We start from the raw sequence: 21,863 nt of genomic DNA, 5'->3' as shown, positions 1-21,863 counted from the left end.
CTGATCGACTGTGCTACAGGCCATGTCACGCCGAGCTCTCTCCGCAGCCCTGATCGGGGCCGTCCCCCTCACCCTGATGGCCGCACCGGCCGCCGAAGCGGGTCACCGTCCGCTTCGCCTGATCGGGGAACAGATCGTCCCGAACGCCCTGCCCTACGAGGGCACCGTCGTCGGCGGCCTGTCCAGCATCGACTACGACCCCCGCACCGGCGAGTACGCGCTGATCTGCGACGACCGCTCCGCCCTCAACCCGGCGCGCTTCTACACGGCGAAGTTCTCCGTCGACGCCAAGGGCCTCGGCCCGGTGACCTTCACCGGCACCAAGCCGCTCCTGCGTCCCGACGGCACGCCGTATCCGCCGCTCGCGAAGAACGACCCCGCGCTGCCGCCGAACATGCAGACCATCGACCCCGAAGAGCTGCGCGTCGACCCCTGGACCGGCCGGTACGTCTGGTCGCAGGAGGGCGAGCGGTCGGCCGCGGCGCGGATCGACCCGTCGATCCGCGAGGCGGAGCGCGACGGCTCCTATGTCCGTGACCTGCCGATTCCCGCCAACGAGAAGATGGCCGAGACGGCGGGGCCGCGGCAGAACCTCGCCCTCGAAGGCCTCACCTTCGCGGGCTTCGGATCGCTGGTCGCCAGCTCGGTCGAGGGTCCGCTGCTCCAGGACGGCCCGGAGGCGAACACCACGTCGGGTGCCCTTTCGCGCATCACCGTCCAGTCGCGGTTCGGGCCGGTCCTCGCGCAGTACGCGTACCCGCAGGAGAAGGTCTTCGCGTCGCCGAACCCGCCCGGCGCGTTCGCGACCACCGGCGTCTCGGCGCTGCTGGCCGTCGACCAGGCCGATCCGACGCGCTACCTGGTGATGGAGCGGTCGTTCGTCACCGGTGTCGGCAACAAGATCCGCATCTACGAAATCGACACCAAGGGCGCCACCGACATCCTGAACACGCCCTCCCTCGCCGACGCGAAGAAGGTCAAGCCGGTCAAGAAGCGCCTTCTCGCCGACCTCGCGGACTTCAAGCTGTCCACGGTGGACAACGTCGAGGGCATGACCTGGGGCCCGCGCCTCCCGAACGGGGAGCGCAGCCTGGTCCTGGTCAGCGACAACAACTTCTCCGCGACCCAGGTGACCCAGTTCATCGCTCTGGCGGTCCCCTCGGAACGCCTTTGACCTGGGCGTTAAACTGGACCCATGAACACGGCTCGGCTGCTCCTTAGCCTGCCGCGCTGAACTCGGTCGAACGGCCGGGACCAGCGCGGCGACCCCTCATGCCCTCCGGGCTGAGGGGTCGAGTTGTTTCTGGAGTGGCTTGACGTGGATGAGCACGGAGGATTTCGGCGATGAACCAGGCGAGCGAAGGCGCCGACGCGGCCCCTCAGCACCGCTACACCGCGGAGCTGGCGGGCCAGATCGAGCAGCGTTGGCAGGACTACTGGTCCGACCACGGCACTTACCACGCACCGAACCCGGTGGGCCCGCTCGCGGACGAGGACGGTGAGGTCCCGTCGGACAAGCTGTTCGTCCAGGACATGTTCCCGTACCCGTCGGGCTCCGGCCTGCACGTCGGGCACCCGCTGGGCTTCATCGCGACCGACGTCTTCGCGCGGTACCACCGCATGATCGGCCGCAACGTGCTGCACACGATGGGCTTCGACGCCTTCGGGCTGCCCGCCGAGCAGTACGCGGTGCAGACCGGGCAGCACCCGCGCAAGACGACCGAAGAGAACATGGAGACCTACCTGCGCCAGATCCGGCGCCTGGGCCTGGGTCACGACGAGCGTCGCCGGATTTCGACGATCGATCCGGAGTACTACAAGTGGACCCAGTGGATCTTCCTGCAGATCTTCAACTCCTGGTACGACGAGAAGGCGGGCAAGGCCCGGCCGATCGTCGAGCTGGAGACCGAGTACGCGCAGGACAAGCGCCGGACGCCTGACGGCCGCAACTGGTGTGAGCTGACCCGCGCCGAGCAGCTGGAGATCATCGACACGCACCGGCTGGTCTACTTCTCCGAGGCGCCGGTGAACTGGTGCCCCGGGCTGGGCACGGTGCTGTCGAACGAAGAGGTCACCGCCGACGGCCGCAGTGAACGCGGCAACTTCCCGGTGTTCCGGCGCAATCTGCGTCAGTGGATGATGCGCATCACCGCGTACGCCGATCGTCTGGTCGACGACCTGGACCTGCTGGACTGGCCCGAGAAGGTCAAGTCCATGCAGCGCAACTGGATCGGCCGTTCGCACGGTGCGCGGGTGTCGTTCGAGTCCGGAGACAAGAAGATCGAGGTCTTCACGACCCGTCCGGACACCCTGTTCGGCGCCACGTACCTGGTGGTCGCGCCCGAGCATCCGCTGGTCGACGAGCTGACCGCCGCCACGTGGCCGGAAGGCGTCGACGCGAGCTGGACCGGTGGCGCCGCCACCCCGGCCGAAGCGATCGCCGAGTACCGCGCCGCCGCTTCGCGGAAGTCCGAATTGGACCGTCAGGAGAACAAGGAGAAGACCGGCGTCTTCACCGGCTCCTACGCGGTGAATCCGGCCGACGGCAAGGAGATCCCGGTCTTCGTCGCCGACTACGTGCTGATGGGCTACGGCACCGGCGCGATCATGGCCGTCCCCGGCCAGGACACGCGCGACTGGGAGTTCGCCGAGAAGTTCGGCCTGGAGATCATCCGCACGGTCCAGCCGACGGAAGGCTTCGACGGCAAGGCGTTCACCGGAGACGGGCCCGCGATCAACTCGGGCTTCCTGGATGGCATGGGCGTCGACGAGGCCAAGAAGACGATGATCGGCTGGCTGGAGGAGAACGAGCACGGCCGCGGCACCGTCCAGTACAAGCTGCGCGACTGGCTGTTCTCGCGTCAGCGCTACTGGGGCGAGCCGTTCCCGGTGGTCTACGACGAGGACGGCCACGTCCACGCGCTGCCGGAAAGCATGCTGCCGGTCGAGCTGCCCGAGGTCGCCGACTACTCGCCCGTGACGTTCGACCCGGAGGACAAGGACAGCACGCCGTCCTCGCCGCTGGCGCGCGCCACCGACTGGGTCGAGGTCGAACTGGACCTGGGCGAGGGCAAGAAGACCTACCGCCGTGACATCAACACCATGCCGAACTGGGCGGGTTCCTGCTGGTACCAGCTGCGGTACCTGGACCCGACCAACCAGGACGTGTTCGTCGCGCCGGAGAACGAGGCGTACTGGGTCGGGCCCCGGCCCGCCGAGCACGGCGTCGACGACCCCGGCGGCACGGACCTGTACGTCGGCGGTGTCGAGCACGCGGTGCTGCACCTGCTGTACTCGCGGTTCTGGCACAAGGTGCTGTTCGACCTGGGCCACGTGTCGTCCAAGGAGCCGTACCGGAAGCTGTTCAACCAGGGCTACGTGCAGGCGTACGCGTACACTGATGCCCGAGGTGTGCACGTCCAGGCCGACCAGGTCGTGGAGCGGGACGGCAAGTTCTTCTTCGGCGACGAAGAGGTCAACCAGGAATACGGCAAGATGGGCAAGAGCCTGAAGAATGTCGTGACTCCTGACCAGATGGCCGCCGACTACGGTGCCGACACCTTCCGCTTCTACGAGATGTCGATGGGCCCGCTGGACGTCTCGCGGCCGTGGGCGACCAAGGACGTCGTCGGCGCGCAGCGCTTCCTGCAGCGCCTGTGGCGCTTGGTCGTCAACGAAGAGACCGGCGAGCTGCGTGTGTCCACAGTGGACGCCACGGACGCCGACCGCAAGCAGTTGCACAAGGCGATCGCCGGGGTCCGCGAGGACTACGCGGAGCTGCGGTTCAACACGGCCGGCGCGAAGCTGATCGAGCTGAACAACCACGTCACCAAGGTCTACGGCGGTGCCGAGGCGACTCCGCGCGAGCTGGTGGAGCCGCTGGTGCTGATGCTGGCGCCGCTGGCCCCGCACCTGGCCGAGGAGCTGTGGAAGCGCCTGGGCCACGCGGATTCCCTGGTGCACGGGCCGTTCCCGGTCGTCGACGAGAAGTACCTGGTCGAGGATTCGGTGGAGTACCCGATCCAGGTCAACGGCAAGGTGCGCTCCCGCGTCACCGTGCCCGCGGACGCGGGCAAGGACGCGGTGCAGGCGGCCGCGCTGGCCGACGAGAAGGTCGCCGCGCTGGTCGGCGACGGCACCCCGCGCAAGGTGATCGTCGTGCCAGGGCGATTGGTCAACATCGTGCTGTAACGCCGTGGCCGATTCGCGCCAGCGTCGAGGGTCATGAGGCGATTCGATGGAGTTGTTCAAGGACAACGAAATCGAACGGAGAACACCGCATGACCCTCGACGGCAAGGTGGCTTTGGTGACCGGCGGCAGCCGCGGGATCGGTGCCGCCACGGCGATCCGGCTCGCCGAGGACGGCGCCGACGTCGCGCTCACCTACCAGAACAACGCCGAACTCGCGGCCGGTGTCATGGACAAGATCAAGGCGCTCGGCCGCCGCGCGCTGGCCATCCAGGCCGACAGCGCCGACGCCGCGGCCGTGGTCTCCGCGGTCGACACCGCGGTCGCCGAATTCGGCAGGCTCGACGTGCTGGTCAACAACGGGGGCGTCGGCTTCGTCGGCCCGCTCGACCAGACGAGCCTGGAGGACATCGACCGCGTGCTCGCGGTCAACGTCCGCGGTGTCTACGTGGCCACCCAGGCCGCGGCCCGGCACCTCGGCGAAGGCGGTCGCGTGATCAGCATCGGCAGCTGCGTCTCGGACCGGGTGCCCGGCCCCGGGATGTCGCTGTACGCGGTGAGCAAGACCGCGCTGCTGGGTATGACCAAGGGCCTGGCCAGGGAACTGGGGCCGCGCGGCATCACGGTGAACATCGTCCACCCCGGCCCGACCGACACCGACATGAACCCGGCCGACGGCCCCTACGCCGCCGACCAGCGGAGCCTGACGGCGTTCGACCGCTACGGCTCGCCGTCGGAGGTCGCCGCCACCGTGTCGTTCCTGGCACGGCCGGAAAGCAAGTACGTGACCGGCTCGACCGTCTCGGTCGACGGCGGGCACGCGGCGTAGCTACTCGGTGGACAGGCCGATCTCGCGCGCGAGATCGGCCAGCATCGCGTCGAAGAGGACGTCCGGTTTCGAGAACGGGATCGGATAGTTGCCGAAGACCTCGAGCGTGACGTGCCCGTAGAGCCGGGCCCAGAACTGGATCATCAGGTACGTCACGCCGAGGTCGAGCTTTTCGAGCGGGAACGTCGCCCCGGACTCCTTCAGCACGGCGAGCAGTTCTTCTTGGAACGACGTGAGATCGTCGCGCAGCTCGGCCGGGACCACGTCGTTCGACGGCGTCACCAGATCGTGCATCGCGAGCACCCGCCCCGCCGCCGCCAGGAAGATCCGCCCGAACGGCTCGCCCAGCCTGCTCAACGTGTCGTCGCCCGCCGGCGACGCGAAGACCAGCGTGAACTCCTTGGTGTGCGCGAGCGCCCAGCGCCGGAATCCCTTGCAGATGGCGAAAAGCTGCAGCGCCCCCTCGTCCGGCAGCTGCGCGATGTCCTCGGCGAGCCCGGCCGCCAGATCCGCCACGACGTCCGCGCGCAGATGCTCGACCAGATCGTCGCGGGACCCGTAGTAGCGGTACAACGCCGGCGCCGTGATGCCGAGCTCGCGCGCGATCGCCCGCAGGGTCACGGCCTCCGGCCCCTGCTCGACCAGGAGCGCCCGCGCCGTCCGGCGGATGTCCTGATCGGTCGCGGCCCGCTCGCGACCCCTGCGGCCGGTGTTCGTCATCCGGGCATTCTAGGTGGTCAGTGCGCCCTTGCCGGGGAAGAACCCAGAAGGCGGGCCTGGAGCCTGGTGAGCGGACGGAGGGCCAGGAAGATCGGCACGGCCATCCCGGCCGCGATGAGGAAGTGCACGATCCACGCCCCCGCCAGCGTCGGCCCGCCCCACGTGCCCTCAGGGTCGCTCCCGGTCCAGAAGAGCCCGTAGGTCGCGATGCGCCCGACGAGATAGAACAGAAGTAAAGCGAGCAGGAACGCGACCGCGCTCGGACCGAAGGCCGCCACGTACCGCGGCCGCGCCCCACTCTCGTGCCCTCCGAGCCAGCGCCGCGTCAGTCCACGCTGGACCTTCGCACCACCGAAATACCCCGGAAGCGCGAGAAGCGCGTAAACCGCGCGTTTCCAGTCCGAAATCGTCATATCCGGCACGCTACGGGCCGCTGACCTGCGGGAACATGGGGTAAGCCGTCGGATCCGGTAGGGAAAACCGGAAGTCGCCTGTGGTGATCCACACGACCGGAGTGCGGATGTCCGCCAAACGTTCCCCGATGTCAGACGCGTATGCCACACTCGGTCGCCGAACGGCTACGACGTGAACAGGGGAGGTTCGCGTGTCGAACCCTGAGCAGCTCTTCGCTGATTTCGAGGCCAAGCTGGCCGACGCCCAGCGGAAGGCGAATCAGATGCGCACCGAGATCGAAAGCGTTTCGGTGTCCGAACGCAGCAAAGACGGCCAGATCTCGGTCAAGGTCAACCACGCGGGGAACCTGGTGGGCCTGGAAATCGGCCCGTCCGTGCGGGACAACCCGGCGCTCGCGCAGGAGATCCTCCGCGTCGTCCAGAGCGCGCAGAGCAAACTCGCGGGCGCGATGCAGACCGGCGTGCCGTCCATCGCGGGCACCGAAACGATGAACGAGCTGGTCAATCAGCTGCACAACGAGTACCCGGAACCCGAACCGACGGGCTACGTCGAGGGCGGTCACCAGGAGGCGGACGAGGACGACCGCTTCGTCGCCGAAGACGAACTCGACGCGCCTCCGCCCCCTCCCGCCCCGAAGCCGCCTGCACCCCCGTCCCCGCCCGCGCCGCCGCGAGCCGCGCGCCGGCAGCAGACGGACCACGAGGACGACTACTTCACCGGCGGCGACTTCCTGCGCTGAGCGGGTTCTTGAGGGAGGGAAAACACGATGACCGGTTCGACCGGGCCAGGATTCGACGTCGATCCGTCCGCGCTGGAGACGCATCGGGGGAAACTCGACGCGCTCACGGGGCGGATCAATACGGCCTTGAACGCCGCCGAGCAGACGATGCACCCCGAGGCGTTCGGAATCATCGGTATGTCGCTCGCCATTTCCTTTTCAATGGCGCAATCCGTCGCGGAGGACGCCGTCAGAACGGCCGCGACGAGCGCTGACGACCACGCCGACCGGGTCAGGGTGTGGCAGCAGCGGAAGGAAATCACCGAGGACGAGTACAAGAAACTCTTCAAGGTATAGGGCCGGCCATGACTGAGAATCCTGTTGCCACGAACCCCGCCCCGAAGGCGCCGAATCGGCTGGTCGCCACGGACGGCGCGGCGAAGGAAAGCCCGCTTGAGGGCGCCGGCCTGGTGCAAGATTTCGGCGACGCCCTGCTCAAGTTCTCTTCTGGGGACTGGGGTGAGGGGCTGGCCAATCTGGCGATCGGTGGCGTCTCCTTTGCCTCCGATATGTCCGACCCGCTCGGTGCTCTGGCCAAAGCGGGTATCGGATGGGTCATCGAGCATGTCAGCTTCCTGCGGGAGCCACTGGACTGGCTGACAGGTGACCAGGTCGCGCTGGAGAACCTGGGTGGTACCTGGGGGAACATCGGCGACGAGCTTTCGAAAGTCGCTGATGAACTGCGTCAAGACGTCGCCAGGGACTCGGCCACCTGGACCGGGACCGCCGCGGACGCCTACCGGGCGTTCGCGAACGATCGCGCGGACCTCTACGAATCGGTCGCCACCGGGGCCCAGGGCATCTCGGTCATGATCGCGATGTGCAAGTCGATTCTCGCTGTGGTCCGCAGCCTGGTACGTGACCTGATCTCCGAGTGTGTCTGGAAGCTGATCTGGATCGTCTGCCGCTACCCAGGTCCCGCGATGCCGGCCGGGCTGGCCGCCGAGGGAGTTCCCATGGCGATCCGTTGGGCGACCAAGATCATGGACAAGGTCAAGCAATTGACCAAGGCCTTCGGAAACGCATCAGGGCTCATCAAGAAGCTGGGTGCGATGTTCGGAGAGGCGAAGCGGCTTCTCCAGGGCGTGAACGTCAAGGACATCGCCAAAAACTTCGGGAACGATGTCTCTGGTCTGGCCAAGACGTTGGGTGACGACATCGCGAACCTGGGCGCATACGCCAAAGTCGGCGCGAAGGACATCGCCGACGATTTCGGCAAGGAGGTGTCGGACGCCGTCAAGAAGGTTCCCGACGCCGTCACCAAGGAAGTCCTGAAGGAGGCCGGTAAGAAAGCCGGCGAACTGGGCCAAAAGCTGGTTTCAGGAGACGACGACAAGAAGGATGGCGTAGTCGGCGACCGGCCCGCCGAGTCGACGGTACAGCCGGTTTTCGATCACGCGGGAGGCCAGCGGATTTCAGGTTCGCTCGAAGGCTGACCTCAGAGTTCTGTCGTCGAAGGACAGTCATGAAGACGGTTGTGAAAGCCGCGGCCATCAGTGTCGCCGCGTGGACTCTGCTGGCCTTGTTCGTCATCGGCATGCTGACGTTGTTCCGGATCGCCGGCGTTCCGGCTTCCGTTTCCGGCTCCGACCTGACGGGAGCCGAAGGCACCGCGAGTGTCATCGATTGTGCCGAACACGGTCCGCTGTCGCTTCGAGGAGCGGGCTACTACTGGAAATGCGTCGCCGAGGTGCGGACGAGCCCGAACAGGCCGGTGGTGCGGGTCGAGTTCGGTCCTGACGAGCTGACGCCGGCCGACCTGGGAAGACCGGTGTTCGTCGACTATGCCAGTCACGACTGGCAGCGGAACGTGCCACATCCCTACAACTTCCTTGCCGCGGTAGGCCCGATCGCAGCGGGGGCGCTGGGATTCATCGGGTACGCCGTAGGCCCGAGGATTTTCCTCCGGTGGCTGGTTCCCTCGTTGAGGCGTCGCGACAGTACGACACGAGCTCCGGACGAGCCGGACTCACTCGATCTCCCAATCGATTTGAAGCTGCCGGTGCCCGATGGAGGAGATCGAACCGGGGTAGTCGCCGCCTTCGCCTTCTTTGCCGCGACAGGGATCGGATTCCTGGTTGTGACGGCGACCATGATCGTGGCGACAGCGCGGCTGAGGCCCGATGACATAGCCACCTACCTGGTCGCGCTTCCGTTCGTGGTGCCGGGTGTCGGGTTGCTCGTGGTGATCCCCTCGGCGCGGCGCCGGCTTCGTGTCGCGTCAGGAGCGCCGCTGATTCCGGCACGGTTGACTCAGCGAGGGTTCGAACAGACCGCACGTGACGGGACACCGCGTCGAATCCACTGGTCGAAGATCAAGCGCTTCATCTTCGTGGAACGTCCTGGCGACCTGGTCGAGGTTCATCTCGTCCTCACGGACGAAAAGGCGGAAGAAGGGCTGGCCGAACCTTTCCGCACGCGGTCCGACCACGGGTACCGCCTCACGCCGTTGCTGTCGCTTCGGGAAGCCGAGCGTCTGTCAGCCGTGGTCGAGAACTTCAAACCGGGTTTGACGCGTTGGCCGACGAGAGAGGTGAGCCGGGGCGGGCTCGGCCTGCTCAGGCCGAGCAAGAGCACGGTCGTCAGGCTGAAGAACGCCACTTCGGGAGTTTCGGCGGAGCGGCGAATCTCGGCGAGCCGCCCCTCGTTCATCCGGCTGATGGCGTTGCTGCTGGGAATGGCTCTGCTGACCTGGTCATTGGTGACGGCCGCGTCCGGCCAGGTGGCGATGGACCGGTTCGTCATCACGGCCGTCGTGCTCGTCTATCTCGCTGCTTCCCTGTATCGCGGTGACCGCGGGACCTTCGTGCTTCGAAAAGACTCCTTGAGCTGGCAGCACAGGGATCAACCCAAAGTGGAAGTCCTCTATGCGGACATCGACAACATCGTGGTGAAGCCTGATCCCCCTGGAAACGGCCGTTGGTATTACAGCGTTCACGTCGTGCCGAGCGAGGGCGACGAGTATGTGCTCGCGGAGCGGGTGGGCGCAGCCGCCGCGAAACGCCTCGTTGATCTTGTCCAGCCACGACCGGTGGAGACGGCGGCGTCGGGGAACCGTTCGTGAGGCGGTTCGAGGTCGAAGAGAACTTCCGCCGTACGATCGGAATGGCCGGGTCGATCCAGTGAGCAACGGGCTTCTGCTGACCGGGTACGAAGCGGTTCCCACAGTCACGCGCAAATCCCCTTGGAAGGTGGCCGGTGTCGCAGTCGGTGTGTTCCTCTATGCGCTGATCTGCTGGACTCTGCTCGGCCGCGGGATCGTGTCCCACGGCGAGGAGGGAACGAGCGAGTTCGTCGACGTGGCGACGGCGAAGTCTTGCGAGGAGATAGGCCCGCTGAGCATCGCCGGGATCGGCTACTACTGGGTTTGCGACATCGAGGTTCGCCCCTATTCGGCGGGTTCCAGGCAAGAAGTCGTGACCGCGCGCTCGTACCCGGACGAGTTGACCCCGGCCGACATAGGGCAACCCGTCCGAGTCAAAGAGCTCGGCAAGTACTACGCACGGGACTTCAAAAGCGATGTTCCGTGGTGGAGCATCGCACCTGGCGTCGGTGGGTTCGTGGGATTGGCTCTGTTCGCCTATTGGCGACGGAACAAGCGTTTCCGCAAACCTGACACTGAACCACCCGTGACGAACTCGTTTTCTCTCTCGTCAGTTCGTCCGCTGGGTGGGGTGGCGGCCCCTACCGGACTTCCCGCGACGGCGTCGAGGACGGTCACGCCCAACGACTGGTCGTCAGCGAAGTTCTGGCGCATTTGCGGGGTGATCCTCGTCGTCGCCGTCATCTCCGGGATCGTGGGTTTCAGCGCGGGCCGCGGAACGGAGCTCCGTGAAGCGACCCTGACGATCGCGGCAATCGGGCTCTTCTCTCCTGGATGGCTTTGGTTCTGCACCCCCGCGCGATGGAAAAAGGCAACCTGGTGCACCACGTTCACTGTTTCGGGCGAAGGAATCCGCTGGTTCCGTCGCGACAAGGCGACCTTCGAGGTGAGCTGGGACGAGCTCCGCGAGCTGCGGCTGACCACCGTCACCGATGGCAAACACGTCTTGCGGATGATCGACTTCTTCCCCTTCGAGGAAGACTTCGCGAAACGCCATCGAATGCTGAAAGGACTTTGGGAGATCGGGGCGAACCTCGACGGCCGCCCACTTCCGCCGGTCGTGAACGGCTACCGGATTCCGGAGGCGTTCAGCGACGCCGCGTTCGCCGAGATCCGGACCGCGATGACGATGATCCGGCCGGACAGGCTGAGCGAGTATCGGGGAATCCCGCAGAACACGGTCTCGTCCTAAGTGCGGCGGCCCGTGAAGCCGGGGCGCCGCCGGCGCCGATCACTCGGGGGGCTACGTGATCGACGCCGGCGACCCGATGCCCTCTTCCCGACGGAAGCCGGGATCGGGGCAACGTCACCGCTTGGACGCGGCAACGCATCTCAAGAGCGGGCGTGATCGCCGAAGTGACGTCCGGGGGAAGGTTATCCCCCGAAAGAGTGACGGCGTTCCGCTGCTCGCCTGATTGTCGCACTACGCGCCGAGAAAGTTACAAAGTTCTTCACATCTTCGCCTGGAGAAGGGTCTCGACCGGACAACTGCTGGTCATGGCATGGTCTCTTCCATGACTTCTCAGGTGCTGGTCATCGGGTCCGCCAATGCCGATCTCGTCGTCCCGGTCGATCGGCGACCTGGTGGTGGCGAAACCGTACTCGGTGGCGACACGATCTTGTCGCCGGGTGGCAAGGGCGCCAACACCGCGGTCGCCGCGGCCCGGCTCGGGGCGGACGTCGCGTTGCTCGGCGCGGTCGGCGACGACCCGTACGGCGAGTTGCTCAAGCGGTCGCTCACCGAGTCCGGGGTGGACACGGGTTCGCTGCGCACGAGCGAGCGCCCGACGGGGATCGCGTACATCACGGTCACGCCGGACGGCGAGAACTCGATCCTCGTCTCGCCCGGCGCCAATTCCGCCTTGCGGCCCGAGGACGTCGACCTCGACGGCGCCGAGATCGTGGTGCTGTCGCTGGAGATCCCGCTCGAAACCGTCGAGCACGCCGTCGCGAAGGCCGTCGAAACAGGCGTGAAGACGTTGCTGAACCTGTCCCCGGCCGCCGAGCTTTCGGCGAAAACCTTGCAGGGGCTCGACGTCCTTCTGGTAAACGAGCACGAGGCCGCGTTCCTGCTCGGTGGCGAGGCGGAGTTCCCCAAGCTGCTCGATCTCGGTCCGAAGGCCGCTGTCGTGACGCTCGGCGCGAAGGGGGCGGCGGTGGTGACGGCCGACGGGGTGACGGAGGTGCCGTCGCCGAAGGTCGAGGCCGTCGACACGACGGGCGCCGGTGACGCTTTCGCGGGGGCGCTCGCCACTGCGCTCGCGAAGGGCGAGGAGCTCGCCGATGCGGCGCGCAAGGCGGTGAAGGTGGCGGCGATCACGGTGACCCGCCAAGGTGCGCAGCCTTCGTATCCGACGGCGTCCGAACTGGAATGATGTCTTCTTCTGTGTTCTGCTGATGACTATGAGCCAGCTCACGCCGCCTATGAGATATGGTCTAGACCATGCCGTCTGAGTCACTGTCCGGGGTCGCCGTCAGTCCCGGCCGCGCGAGCGGTCCTGTCGTCCGGGTCGCCGAGCCGCTCGGTGAACCCGCGAGCACGCCGGCACCGGCCGATCCCGCCGCCGAGGCCGCGCGGATCGCCCCGGCCGCGCAGATCGTGGCGGGCAGGCTCGAGAAGCTCGCCGAGACGGCGACCGGTGAGGCCGCGACGATCCTCATCACCACCGCGGCGATGGCGGCCGACCCGGCGCTCGTCTCCTCGGCGGAGCAGCTGGTCAAGGAGCAGAACCTGCCCGCGCCGCGCGCGGTGCACCAGGCGGCGGGGAAGTTCGCCGACGCGCTCGCGGCCGCCGGCGGCTACATGGCCGAGCGGGCCCGCGACGTCCTCGACGTGCGCGACAGGCTCATCGCCGAACTGCTCGGCATCGCGCCTCCTGGCGTTCCCGACCTCGACTCACCGAGCGTGCTCGTCGCCCGCGACCTCGCGCCCGCCGACACCGCGGGCCTCGACCCGGACAAGGTGCTCGCGCTCGTCACCGAAGAGGGCGGCCCCACCAGCCACACCGCGATCCTCGCCCGCGCGCTCGGCATTCCCGCCGTCGTCGCGGTCCGCGGGCTCCTCGCGCTCGACGCGCAAGCGCTTGCGGTGGACGGTGACACCGGCGTCGTCGAGGTCGCGGACCCGGACGCCGAGGTCGTCACGGCCGCCAAGACCGGCGCGATCGAGTGGGACGGCACCGGCGCGACCTCCGATGGCCACCGCGTGAAGGTGCTCGGCAACGTCGGTTCCGCCACCGACGCCCAGGCCGCCGCGGAGGCGGGCGCGGAGGGCGTCGGCCTCTTCCGCACCGAGTTCTGCTACCTCGACGCCTCTTCCGAGCCGAGCGTCGAAGAGCAGCGCAAGGCCTACACCGCCGTGCTCACGCCGTTCCGCGGCAAGCCGGTCATCGTCCGCACCCTCGACGCGGGCGCGGACAAACCCCTTGCCTTCCTGGAGCCCGAGGACGAGCCCAACCCGGCCTTGGGCGTACGCGGCCTTCGCGTCGCTTTCGACCGTCCCGAGATCCTCGACCGCCAGCTCGAGGCCATCGCGGGTGCCGCGCAGGACTCCGGCGCCGAGGTCTCGGTGATGGCCCCGATGGTCGCCACCGCCGCCGAGGCCGCCTGGTTCGCCGAGCGCGTCCGCGCCGCCGGAATCGCCCGCGCGGGTGTGATGATCGAGATCCCGGCCGCCGCGCTGACCGCCCGCGAGATCCTCGACGCGGTCGACTTCGTCTCCGTCGGCACCAACGACCTCGCGCAGTACACCTTCGCCGCGGATCGCCAGCTCGGGGCGGTCGCCAAGCTCAACGATCCGTGGCAGCCCGGTCTGCTGCGCCTGCTCAAGGTCATCGGCCAGGCCGCGAAGGACACCGGCAAGCCCGCCGGAGTCTGCGGCGAGGCCGCCGCCGACCCGCGGCTCGCGCTGGTGCTGGCCGGGCTCGGCCTGACCAGCCTCTCGATGAACGCGCCCGCCGTGCGCGCGGTCGGCGCGAGCCTGGCGGCCACGACGCTGGCCGAATGCGAGGCACTGGCCGACGCGGTTCTGGCCACGTCGGATCCGGTCGCGGCGAGGCAGGCCGCCGCCAAGCGGTAGCAAAGGTCCCCCGCTCCCCGAACAAAGATCCGGGGGCATGTCGAAATCCGGTCCACCACTTCGACGCCTAGGTGAAGACACCGAAGCGACGAAAGGACCGGACCATGACGACCACCATGACCCCGACGCGGGCCGGACGCCGGGAATGGGTCGGGCTGGCCGTGCTGGCCCTGCCCACCTTCCTGGTCTCCCTCGACGTCTTCGTGCTGATCCTCGCGCTGCCGAAGCTCAGCCAGAGCCTCGGCGCCGACGGCACCCAGCAGCTGTGGATCATGGACGTCTACGGCTTCATGATCGCCGGGTTCATGGTCACCATGGGCACCCTCGGCGACCGCATCGGCCGCCGGAAACTGCTGCTCATCGGCGCCACGGCGTTCGGGCTGGCCTCCGTGCTGGCCGCGTTCTCGACCAGCGCGCTGATGCTCATCGCCGCCCGAGCGCTCCTCGGGATCGCCGGTGCGACGCTGGCGCCGTCGACGCTCGCCCTGATCAGCAACCTGTTCTCCGACAGCCGTCAGCGTTCGCTCGCGATCGGCATCTGGGCGGGCTGCTTCACCGTCGGCGCGATCGTGGGGCCGATGGTCGGCGGCGTGCTGCTGGAGCACTTCTGGTGGGGTTCGGTGTTCCTGCTCGGCGTCCCCGCGATGGTCCTGCTGCTCGTCGTCGGCCCGAAGCTCCTGCCCGAGTACCGCAACGAGAACGCCGGCCGTCTCGACCTCGTGAGCGTCGCGCTTTCACTGGTCACGATCCTTCCCGCGGTCTACGGCATCAAGGAACTCGCCCGCGAGGGTGTGCACGTGGTCCCGGTGGCCGCGCTCCTGATCGGTCTCGGCTTCGGCGTGGTGTTCGTGCGGCGCCAGCGGACCCTTCAGGACCCGCTGATCGACCTGACGCTGTTCCGCGGCCGGGCGTTCTCGACGGCGTTGGGCGGGATGTGCGCGTTCTCCATGCTGGGCGGCACGACCATGCTCTTCGTCGCGCAGTTCTTCCAGATCGTGCTGGAGCTTTCCCCCGTCGGTGCCGCGCTGGCGCTGCTTCCCGGCATGCTGGCCTCGACCGTCAGCTTCCTGGCCGCCCCGATCCTCGCCCGTCGCGTCCGCCCCGCGACCTTGATCGCCACCGGGCTGGCCGGTGCGATCGCGGGGTTCCTGCTGCTGACGCAGGTCGAGCCCGGAGCCGGTCCGGTGATCCCGTCGATCGCCTTCGCCATCACCTGCCTGTGCGGCGGCCCGCTGATCACCCTGGGCACGGATCTGGTCGTCGGCTCCGTGCCGCCGGAGAAGGCCGGTTCGGCGGCCTCGCTTTCCCAGACCGGCAACGAATTCGGCTACGCGCTGGGTATCGCGACCGTCGGGACGCTGGGCAACGCGGTCACCCGGTCCCGGCTCGCCGACGCCGTTCCGGCGCACGACGCGTTCGCCAGCGGGATGCACGCGGTGTCCGGGCTGGCCGCGCTGGTGCTGGCCGCGGTCGCGTACTTCGTGCTCCGCCACCTGCGCCACGTGCGCCCGGTCGGCGCCTAACCGAAGAAGCCCCGCCGCGGGTACTTGATGATCAGCGACCCCCCGTGCACGCGCCCGGTGATGACGAACCGGGGCGTGCCGGGGCGGCCGTTCGAGCGCGTCCGGTCGTCGAGGTTGCCGAACTTGATGTCGGTGATCGAGTTCGTGTCGACGGCGCCGTCCTCGGGGATGGTGATCTCCACCGGCCCCCATTTGGCCTGCAACTCGATGTGCACCACGGGATACCGGATCTCGGCCTGGGAGAAGTCCAGTTTCGTGGCGCCGTACTTGTTCCGGATCACCATCGACTCGGGGACGAGCCAGTTCCCGTTGCGCTGCAACGCCGAGTACTTGCCGTTGAGCTCCATGACACCGGACGTCGAGGCGTAGGCGGGCTGCTGCTGAGGCGGCGCCCACGGGTTCTGCTGCTGCCGCACCATCCCGGCTTCGGGATGCACCAGGCCGGGCAGATCGGTGAGCACCGCGTTCAGCTCACCGCGGGTCTTCGAGGCGAGGGCGCGGTCGGTCCGTTCGGTGAACTCGTCGAGGTTCAGCATCCCGAGGCCGATCGCCTTCTGCAGGACCTCGACGACGTGCTCGCGCTCCGCGTCGGAGACTCGGATGTCCCGTCCGGTCAACGGCTTGGTTTCGGTCGCCGGCTGCTCTTCCTCGCCCATGCCAGGAATGGTAGAACCGATTCTCACGCGCGAGATCGGGGAAATACCCTGAACAGACCCGCATTTCTCCCCTGTGCCGCCCTGGTGGCGGCTGTCCTGCTGCTGACCGGATGCACTGTCGAAGCGAACCCGCCGGAAGCCGCCCCGGTGCCGACGGCCCCGCCGGCGTCGAAGCTCGAAGGCGTCCCGGTGGACTACAGCGGGTTCCGGCTCGTCATGGCGACCTCGCCGCCGTCGATACTCGATCCCGCCACCGGCGCCACCACCCCGCTGCCCGGCGCCCCTGCCGGTGACCGCGTCAACGACGTCATCCGGGTCGGCAAGTTCCCGGTCGTGCTGTCGGCAGGCCGCTGCGGGCCGTCGTGCCTGGAGCCGTCCGAGGTGCTCGTCTACGGCGATTCCAAGAACCAGCCGTGGAAACTCGGCAAGGCCCGCAGTGTCGCCCCGGCCGCCGACGAGAGCGGTGTCTGGCTGATCCGCGACGACGGCGACGACCTCTGCCGCCTCCAATACGTCTCCTTGCTCGGCGTCGAGCGCGGGCGCGGCCGTCCGGCGAGCTGCACGATGGCGGTGCGCCAGGAGGTGCCGCAGGGCCTGCTGATCACGGTGAACACCGGGACGGCGACCGCCGAGGACGTGCTGATCGACCCCGCCACCGGCCGCGCCGTGCACCAGTTCCCCCGGGTGCTGGCGATCACCAAGGATCGGATGCTGCTGGCCGAGCTGACCGAGTTCTCCGTGCTCGACCTGCGGAACAACCAGCGCACGCCGGTCAAGCGGCCGGTGGCCAACGGCAAACCGGGACCCGTCGTGCCGAGCCGCGACGGCTACAAGGTCGCCGTGCTGTTCGGCGACCCGGCCTGGGCCGGGACGGCCACGCAGACCGCCGACGTCTGGGTGCTCGCCCTCGACACGCTGACCTGGACACACGCGCCCTCGACCCCGATCGCCACCGAACTCAAGCGGGCCGCGGTCGAGTGGACGGAGGACGACAGCCTGGTGCTCGCCACGGACGTCGTCGCGAGCTGGCGGCTCGACCGGCCACAGTGGACGGTCGTCAAAACGGCGTTGCCCGCCGAGCGGAACCGCTCGGTCGTGACGATCGGCCAGGGGTGAGCTATTCCTCGTCCAACCCGTGCTCGATGGCGTAGCGGGCGAGTTCGACGCGGTTGTGCAGCTGGAGTTTCCGCAGCGTCGACTGGACGTGGTTCTCCACCGTCCGATGCGAGAGCACGAGCTTCTCGGCGATCTGCCGCGCAGTCATCCCCTTTGCGACCAGCCGCAGGACGTCGGTCTCGCGTTCGGTCAGCCGCGGCGGCGCGGGCCCGTCGTCCGGCGCGTCGGCCATGCGGCGGTATTCGCCGAGGACGAGCCCGGCCAGTCCGGCGGTGAACACCGGGTCGCCGGCCGCGGTGCGCTTGACCGCGTCCACCAGTTCGCTCGCCGATGCCGATTTCACCAGGTACCCCGACGCTCCGGCCTTGACCGCCTCGAGGACGTCGCTGTGCTCGCCGCTCGCGGACAGCACGAGCACCTTCGTCGACGGCAGTTCCGCGGTGATCTCGCGGGTGGCGTCGACCCCCGACGTCTCGCCGAGGTTGAGGTCCATCAGCACGACGTCCGGCCGGACCGTCCGCGCGATCCGCACCGCGGCGGGCGCGTCCGGCGCGGTGGCCTTCACGTCGAACCCGTGCTCGGCCAGGTCGCGCGCGACGCCGTCCCGCCACATCGGATGGTCGTCGACCACCATCACCGAGACCTGAGGCGCTTCGGTCATCGCTTCCCCCTCGCCGCCACTGGAACCTTGACTTCCCATTCCGTGCCCTGGCCGGGCGCGGTGTCCAGGGCGACGCTCCCGCCCAGATCCCGCACCCGTCCCTTGATGGACTCCGCGATACCTAGATGTCCCTCGGCCGCCGCGCGTTCCAGGACACCGGGCGCGATTCCCGGACCGTCGTCACGGACGCTGACCACGACCTCGGTGCCCAGGTCCTCCAGCAGCACCCAGGCATGCGCGTCCTCACCCGCGTGCTTCTCGACGTTCGACAACGCCTCGCGCGCCACGGCCACCAGCTCCGCGGTCACGTGCTCAGGCAGCTGAACTTCGCCCGCGGGCGTCGAGACCTGCACGGACGGCGTCGCGAGCAGCTGCAACGCGGACCGGAGGTCGGTGGTGCCATTCTCGCTCGGATGCGTCGGCTCGGTGGTGACCAGCGCGCGCAGCGCGATCTCCTGCTCACCGGCCAGTTTCGCCAGTTCGGCGGCCTCCCCGCCGAATTCGGCGCCGCGTTTGCGCACGCGCGCGAGCACCTGGAGGACGCTGTCGTGGATCGAGCGGGCGAGCCGCTCCCGTTCGGCCGTCGCGGCCTCCATGCGCAACGCCCTGGTCAGCGCGTCGGCCGACCGGCGGGCCATGGTCGCGGCGAGCCCGATCACGAACCCGCTCGCGGTGAGCAGGAAACCGTCCCTCGCGACGTCGACGTCGAACCGCCAGCGCACCAGCCCGGTGACCACCGAGACGACCAGCCCGGCCAGCACCCCGCCGAGCGCGCCGAACCGCGTCCCGGCGGCCGCGGGCGGGACCGCCGCCCACACCGTCGTGATGAGCGGGGTGTTGGCGTCGAACTGCGCGGTGGTCAGGATCCACGCCGAGGTGAACATGAGGGCGACGGTCAGCGCGAGATCGACGCCGACCAGCCACGGCCAGCGGCTCGACGGCCGCGCGTAGAACACGCTGCTCAGCACCGTCCACAGCGTCATCACGCCGAACGACGTCCACGCGAGCCACTTATTCGCGTAGCCGTCGTAATGGACGATGAACGAGCCGAGTGCGAAGAGCAGCGTCGTCACGCGAAGCACGATCACCCCGCGCCACAGCGGGGTGGCCGGGTCCCGCGTGCCGAGCGCCGAGACGGCGCGCCAGAGCGGGGGCTCGGTCATGACTTGGCTTCGGACTCTTCCCCGGGATCGTTCGGCTGTGCCGCCTGATCCCGCAGGACGTCGATCTCGGCCGGATCGGGATCGCGTTCGTGCAGCAGCGACCGGATACCGGCGTTGAGCACCGCGAGCAGCGGCACCGACAGCAGCGCGCCGGCGATCCCGGCGGCGACGAGACCGGCGGTGATCGCGAGCACCACGGCGAGCGGGTGCAGCTTCACCGCGCGGCCGAGCAGGATCGGCTGCAGCACGTGGCTCTCCAGCTGCATGACGCCGATGACGATGGCCAGCACGATCAGCGCGCCGACGACGCCCTTCGTCACCAGCGCGATCAGCACCGCGACCGCGCCCGCGATCACCGCGCCGATGATCGGGATGAAGGCGCCGAGGAACACCAGCGTCGCCAGCGGGATCACCAGCGGCACGCCGACGATCGCCAGGCCGATGCCGATACCGACCGCGTCGACCACGGCCACCGCCGCGGTCGCGCGCACGTAGCTGACCAGCGACGCGAAGCCACGCCGCCCGGCGACGTCGACGCGGTTCCGCACGCGGCCCGGCACACCGCGGACCAGGAACTTCCAGATCTGGTCGCCGCCGGAGAGGAAGAAGATGAGGATGAACAGCGTCAGGATGAAACCGGTGACGATCTCGCCGACCGTGCCCGCGGTGGTGAGCGCGGTGGTGGTGATCGACGCCTGGTTGTTCTGCAGGAAGCTGATCGCCTGGTTGATGAACTCCTGGATCTGCTCCTGGCGCAGGTGCAGCGGCCCGTCGATGAGCCAGACCTTGATCTGGTTGAGGCTCTCCGTCAGCTGCTTCTGCAGCTCGGGCAGGCCGGAGGAGAACTGCGCGACGACGAACGTCAGCAGCCCGCCGAGCACGGCGAGGCCCGCGATCAGCACTATCCCGGCCGCCAGCCCGCGCGGGAATCTCAGCGCCGTCAGCTTGGAGACCGCCGGCGCGAGCAGCGCGGCGAGCAGCAGCGCGATCGACAACGGGATCACGACCACCGACAGATAGCCGATGAGGAACACGATGACGTAGAGCGCGGCGATCACCACGATGAAGCGCCACGACAACGCCGCGCCGATCCGCAGGCCGCGGGGCACGAGGTTGGTGACGTCTTCGGTGGACTCCGAGAGGAACGGGTTCGCCGGGTCGAATTCCGGCTGTTTGCGCTGGGGCTCGCTCACGCGGACACCGTATCGGTCCGAGGCGACGTTTCTTGAACATTCAGGGCAACGCGCGAGAGGCGAATTCGCCCGATGCGACGCTTGACACATCGCCCGTCGATCGACTCCGGAGTAACCGGGCTCCGCCAGGCTTGATCACCGATCGTGATTTCGGGCTACACCGTGTGTTCTTCACACGATCGTGCCATCAAGGCCTTTCAAACTCGCGCAAGCCTTCCGCACTTTGCTTACCTCGGTCCCGCAACCACGAACCGAAGCGACAGGAGACCGAGTGACGAACGCGGCGAAGAACGAGAGGCGGGGCGCTGTGCGCTTCGGCCGTCTCGCTTCGCGTGCGCTGTTCGTGCTCGGTGGTGCCGTCGCCGGTTCCGCCGCGGCGTGGGCCGTTTCCGGGGCTTCCGCCTCCGCGGACATCGCCCCGGTGGTCTCCGCTCCCGAAACCAGCGTCACCCCGGTCACCGACGCCACCGCGGCCGGTCTGACCGATGTTTCCGGTGGCGCCTCGAAGTTCGCCGGCGACGTCGCCGGAGCGATGTGCGGCGAAGCCCACCAGGACGCCACCACGTGGTCGATGCCGGGCGAGAACGCGTCCGCTCCCGCGAAGCGCCACTGCGGCGACCTCCGCGCCGACCGGCACGAGGTCTCCACCCGCGTCAGCGACGCGGTCACCGACTTCGCCGACAACTCGGTGGTCACCCCGGTCAAGCGGACCCTCGGCGCCGTCGAGCACATCGTCCGCAAGCCGCAGGACACCCGTCAGGTGCTGGACGAGACCTTCGCCCCGTCGCCCGACTTCGGCCGCGACGTCTGGGACCTCCTGGACCCGAACGGACACGGCACCCTCGTCCCGGAACTCCCGGTCGGCGACTCCCCGGTGAACCCCGGCTCCCCGCTGGACACCGCCGGTGCCGGCGAGCAGGTCACCGACTTCGCGCAGCTGGCGACGACGCAGTTCCCGGCTTCCGCCGAGACCGTCCTCCCGATGCCGGCCTTCGTGCAGTCGCACGATGCCTTCGACCAGGTCGAGGACGTCCCGTCGCGTGACGGTCACCGTGGTGACCTCCCGCGTCCGATCACCCCGGCGCCGCTTCCCGCCGCGCCTTCCTTCCCGACTGTCCCCGGCGGCTCCGCCCCCGGTGGTCACCTCGACGGCCTGACCCACGGCGTTCCCGCCTGGGTCGCCGCCGCCGTCGAGCGTTCCCTGACCGGCTACGCGCTGGCAGGCACGCGGTACATGCCGCTCACCCCGGGCTCGCAGCCCGGCGTCACTCCCGACTGAACACCTCCCTCCGCGGGGTAGCCGACGCGCCTCACGCCTCCCGATTCCGGGCTTGGCTTCGCGTCCGCTCCTGATCCCCCGCGAAACGGCGGTGCGCTTTGTCGCGCCCGCACTCGCTCCACCCCCCTCTGGTGCCTGTTCGAAGGCACCTCCTCAGACCC

The 21,863-nt window shown here is 68.5% G+C and carries 19 protein-coding genes; 13 read left to right on the top strand and 6 right to left on the bottom strand.

What is annotated here, in order from left to right; genetic code table 11:
- Positions 1 to 22: 22 nt before the first annotated feature.
- The 3 genes from DMC61_RS01835 (at position 23) to DMC61_RS01825 (ending at position 5,018) form a co-directional block, all read left to right on the top strand.
- Positions 23 to 1,174, top strand: coding sequence for an esterase-like activity of phytase family protein (locus DMC61_RS01835; RefSeq protein WP_125686304.1), 1,152 nt, complete (start codon positions 23 to 25; stop codon positions 1,172 to 1,174).
- Between the two features lie 170 nt (positions 1,175 to 1,344).
- Positions 1,345 to 4,191, top strand: a complete 2,847-nt coding sequence (gene leuS / locus DMC61_RS01830; protein ID WP_125686302.1) for a leucine--tRNA ligase — start codon at positions 1,345 to 1,347, stop codon at positions 4,189 to 4,191.
- An 89-nt stretch (positions 4,192 to 4,280) separates the two neighbouring features.
- Positions 4,281 to 5,018, top strand: coding sequence for an SDR family oxidoreductase (locus tag DMC61_RS01825; RefSeq protein ID WP_125686300.1), 738 nt, complete (start codon positions 4,281 to 4,283; stop codon positions 5,016 to 5,018).
- Here the strand turns inward: DMC61_RS01825 and DMC61_RS01820 are convergent, their stop codons facing one another.
- Together DMC61_RS01820 and DMC61_RS01815 are read right to left on the bottom strand one after the other, a co-directional pair.
- The gene (locus DMC61_RS01820; protein WP_016338322.1) at positions 5,019 to 5,738 is read right to left on the bottom strand and encodes a TetR/AcrR family transcriptional regulator; all 720 of its coding nucleotides are present in this window, start codon (positions 5,736 to 5,738) and stop codon (positions 5,019 to 5,021) included. It abuts the gene before it with no gap.
- 17 nt (positions 5,739 to 5,755) lie between these two features.
- Complete coding sequence (locus DMC61_RS01815) at positions 5,756 to 6,151, bottom strand: hypothetical protein (RefSeq protein ID WP_125686298.1); 396 nt, start codon at positions 6,149 to 6,151, stop codon at positions 5,756 to 5,758.
- 191 nt (positions 6,152 to 6,342) lie between these two features.
- Between DMC61_RS01815 and DMC61_RS01810 the strand changes: the two genes are divergently transcribed.
- The 8 genes from DMC61_RS01810 (at position 6,343) to DMC61_RS01775 (ending at position 15,634) form a co-directional block, all read left to right on the top strand.
- The gene (locus tag DMC61_RS01810; protein ID WP_125686297.1) at positions 6,343 to 6,891 is read left to right on the top strand and encodes a YbaB/EbfC family nucleoid-associated protein; all 549 of its coding nucleotides are present in this window, start codon (positions 6,343 to 6,345) and stop codon (positions 6,889 to 6,891) included.
- Between the two features lie 27 nt (positions 6,892 to 6,918).
- On the top strand, positions 6,919 to 7,227 hold the full coding sequence (locus DMC61_RS01805) for a type VII secretion target (RefSeq protein ID WP_072029390.1): 309 nt from the start codon (positions 6,919 to 6,921) through the stop codon (positions 7,225 to 7,227).
- 8 nt (positions 7,228 to 7,235) lie between these two features.
- Positions 7,236 to 8,366: a WXG100 family type VII secretion target gene (locus DMC61_RS01800; RefSeq protein WP_125686295.1), complete on the top strand. Its 1,131-nt coding sequence runs from the start codon at positions 7,236 to 7,238 to the stop codon at positions 8,364 to 8,366.
- A gap of 29 nt (positions 8,367 to 8,395) precedes the next feature.
- Positions 8,396 to 9,994 (top strand): DUF6346 domain-containing protein, encoded by a 1,599-nt coding sequence (locus tag DMC61_RS01795; RefSeq protein WP_125686293.1) that lies wholly within the window; start codon positions 8,396 to 8,398, stop codon positions 9,992 to 9,994.
- Complete coding sequence (locus DMC61_RS01790; protein ID WP_125686291.1) at positions 9,945 to 11,225, top strand: DUF6346 domain-containing protein; 1,281 nt, start codon at positions 9,945 to 9,947, stop codon at positions 11,223 to 11,225. Before DMC61_RS01795 ends, DMC61_RS01790 begins: the two co-directional genes overlap by 50 nt.
- Positions 11,226 to 11,547: 322 nt before the next feature.
- Complete coding sequence (locus DMC61_RS01785) at positions 11,548 to 12,408, top strand: ribokinase (protein WP_125686289.1); 861 nt, start codon at positions 11,548 to 11,550, stop codon at positions 12,406 to 12,408.
- Between the two features lie 68 nt (positions 12,409 to 12,476).
- A complete protein-coding gene (ptsP, locus tag DMC61_RS01780) occupies positions 12,477 to 14,111 on the top strand; it encodes a phosphoenolpyruvate--protein phosphotransferase (protein ID WP_125686287.1) in 1,635 nt (544 codons plus the stop codon).
- Between the two features lie 104 nt (positions 14,112 to 14,215).
- Positions 14,216 to 15,634: an MFS transporter gene (locus DMC61_RS01775; protein WP_125686285.1), complete on the top strand. Its 1,419-nt coding sequence runs from the start codon at positions 14,216 to 14,218 to the stop codon at positions 15,632 to 15,634.
- Here the strand turns inward: DMC61_RS01775 and DMC61_RS01770 are convergent.
- Positions 15,631 to 16,290, bottom strand: a complete 660-nt coding sequence (locus tag DMC61_RS01770; protein WP_016338313.1) for a DUF1707 domain-containing protein — start codon at positions 16,288 to 16,290, stop codon at positions 15,631 to 15,633. The two genes, DMC61_RS01775 and DMC61_RS01770, sit on opposite strands and share 4 nt — an antisense overlap.
- Before the next feature lie 84 nt (positions 16,291 to 16,374).
- Between DMC61_RS01770 and DMC61_RS01765 the strand changes: the two genes are divergently transcribed.
- Positions 16,375 to 17,406, top strand: a complete 1,032-nt coding sequence (locus DMC61_RS01765; protein WP_233594674.1) for a hypothetical protein — start codon at positions 16,375 to 16,377, stop codon at positions 17,404 to 17,406.
- 1 nt (position 17,407) lies between these two features.
- Here DMC61_RS01765 and DMC61_RS01760 read toward each other — a convergent pair whose 3' ends face one another.
- The 3 genes from DMC61_RS01760 to DMC61_RS01750 are packed head-to-tail and all read right to left on the bottom strand — an operon-like array spanning position 17,408 to position 20,423.
- On the bottom strand, positions 17,408 to 18,067 hold the full coding sequence (locus tag DMC61_RS01760; protein WP_016338311.1) for a response regulator transcription factor: 660 nt from the start codon (positions 18,065 to 18,067) through the stop codon (positions 17,408 to 17,410).
- Complete coding sequence (gene macS, locus DMC61_RS01755) at positions 18,064 to 19,230, bottom strand: MacS family sensor histidine kinase (protein WP_125686283.1); 1,167 nt, start codon at positions 19,228 to 19,230, stop codon at positions 18,064 to 18,066. The genes DMC61_RS01760 and macS overlap by 4 nt, the downstream gene beginning before the upstream one ends.
- Positions 19,227 to 20,423 (bottom strand): AI-2E family transporter, encoded by a 1,197-nt coding sequence (locus tag DMC61_RS01750; protein ID WP_016338309.1) that lies wholly within the window; start codon positions 20,421 to 20,423, stop codon positions 19,227 to 19,229. The genes macS and DMC61_RS01750 overlap by 4 nt, the downstream gene beginning before the upstream one ends.
- 271 nt (positions 20,424 to 20,694) lie before the next feature.
- Between DMC61_RS01750 and DMC61_RS01745 the strand changes: the two genes are divergently transcribed.
- Positions 20,695 to 21,702 (top strand): hypothetical protein, encoded by a 1,008-nt coding sequence (locus tag DMC61_RS01745; protein ID WP_125686281.1) that lies wholly within the window; start codon positions 20,695 to 20,697, stop codon positions 21,700 to 21,702.
- Positions 21,703 to 21,863 lie beyond the last annotated feature (161 nt).

It is taken from the genome of Amycolatopsis sp. WAC 04169 (assembly GCF_003947535.1).
GTDB lineage: Bacteria > Actinomycetota > Actinomycetes > Mycobacteriales > Pseudonocardiaceae > Amycolatopsis > Amycolatopsis keratiniphila.
This window is presented reverse-complemented; position numbering and strand designations above follow the sequence as displayed.

What these genes read in the sequence shown, in the direction of transcription:
- DMC61_RS01835 (WP_125686304.1), top strand. Translation starts at nt 23, where the DNA reads ATGTCACGCCGAGCTCTCTCCGCAGCCCTGATCGGGGCCGTCCCCCTC.
- leuS (WP_125686302.1), top strand. Translation starts at nt 1,345, where the DNA reads ATGAACCAGGCGAGCGAAGGCGCCGACGCGGCCCCTCAGCACCGCTAC.
- DMC61_RS01825 (WP_125686300.1), top strand. Translation starts at nt 4,281, where the DNA reads ATGACCCTCGACGGCAAGGTGGCTTTGGTGACCGGCGGCAGCCGCGGG.
- DMC61_RS01820 (WP_016338322.1), bottom strand. Translation starts at nt 5,738, where the DNA reads ATGACGAACACCGGCCGCAGGGGTCGCGAGCGGGCCGCGACCGATCAG.
- DMC61_RS01815 (WP_125686298.1), bottom strand. Translation starts at nt 6,151, where the DNA reads ATGACGATTTCGGACTGGAAACGCGCGGTTTACGCGCTTCTCGCGCTT.
- DMC61_RS01805 (WP_072029390.1), top strand. Translation starts at nt 6,919, where the DNA reads ATGACCGGTTCGACCGGGCCAGGATTCGACGTCGATCCGTCCGCGCTG.
- DMC61_RS01800 (WP_125686295.1), top strand. Translation starts at nt 7,236, where the DNA reads ATGACTGAGAATCCTGTTGCCACGAACCCCGCCCCGAAGGCGCCGAAT.
- DMC61_RS01795 (WP_125686293.1), top strand. Translation starts at nt 8,396, where the DNA reads ATGAAGACGGTTGTGAAAGCCGCGGCCATCAGTGTCGCCGCGTGGACT.
- DMC61_RS01785 (WP_125686289.1), top strand. Translation starts at nt 11,548, where the DNA reads ATGACTTCTCAGGTGCTGGTCATCGGGTCCGCCAATGCCGATCTCGTC.
- ptsP (WP_125686287.1), top strand. Translation starts at nt 12,477, where the DNA reads ATGCCGTCTGAGTCACTGTCCGGGGTCGCCGTCAGTCCCGGCCGCGCG.
- DMC61_RS01775 (WP_125686285.1), top strand. Translation starts at nt 14,216, where the DNA reads ATGACGACCACCATGACCCCGACGCGGGCCGGACGCCGGGAATGGGTC.
- DMC61_RS01770 (WP_016338313.1), bottom strand. Translation starts at nt 16,290, where the DNA reads ATGGGCGAGGAAGAGCAGCCGGCGACCGAAACCAAGCCGTTGACCGGA.
- DMC61_RS01760 (WP_016338311.1), bottom strand. Translation starts at nt 18,067, where the DNA reads ATGACCGAAGCGCCTCAGGTCTCGGTGATGGTGGTCGACGACCATCCG.
- macS (WP_125686283.1), bottom strand. Translation starts at nt 19,230, where the DNA reads ATGACCGAGCCCCCGCTCTGGCGCGCCGTCTCGGCGCTCGGCACGCGG.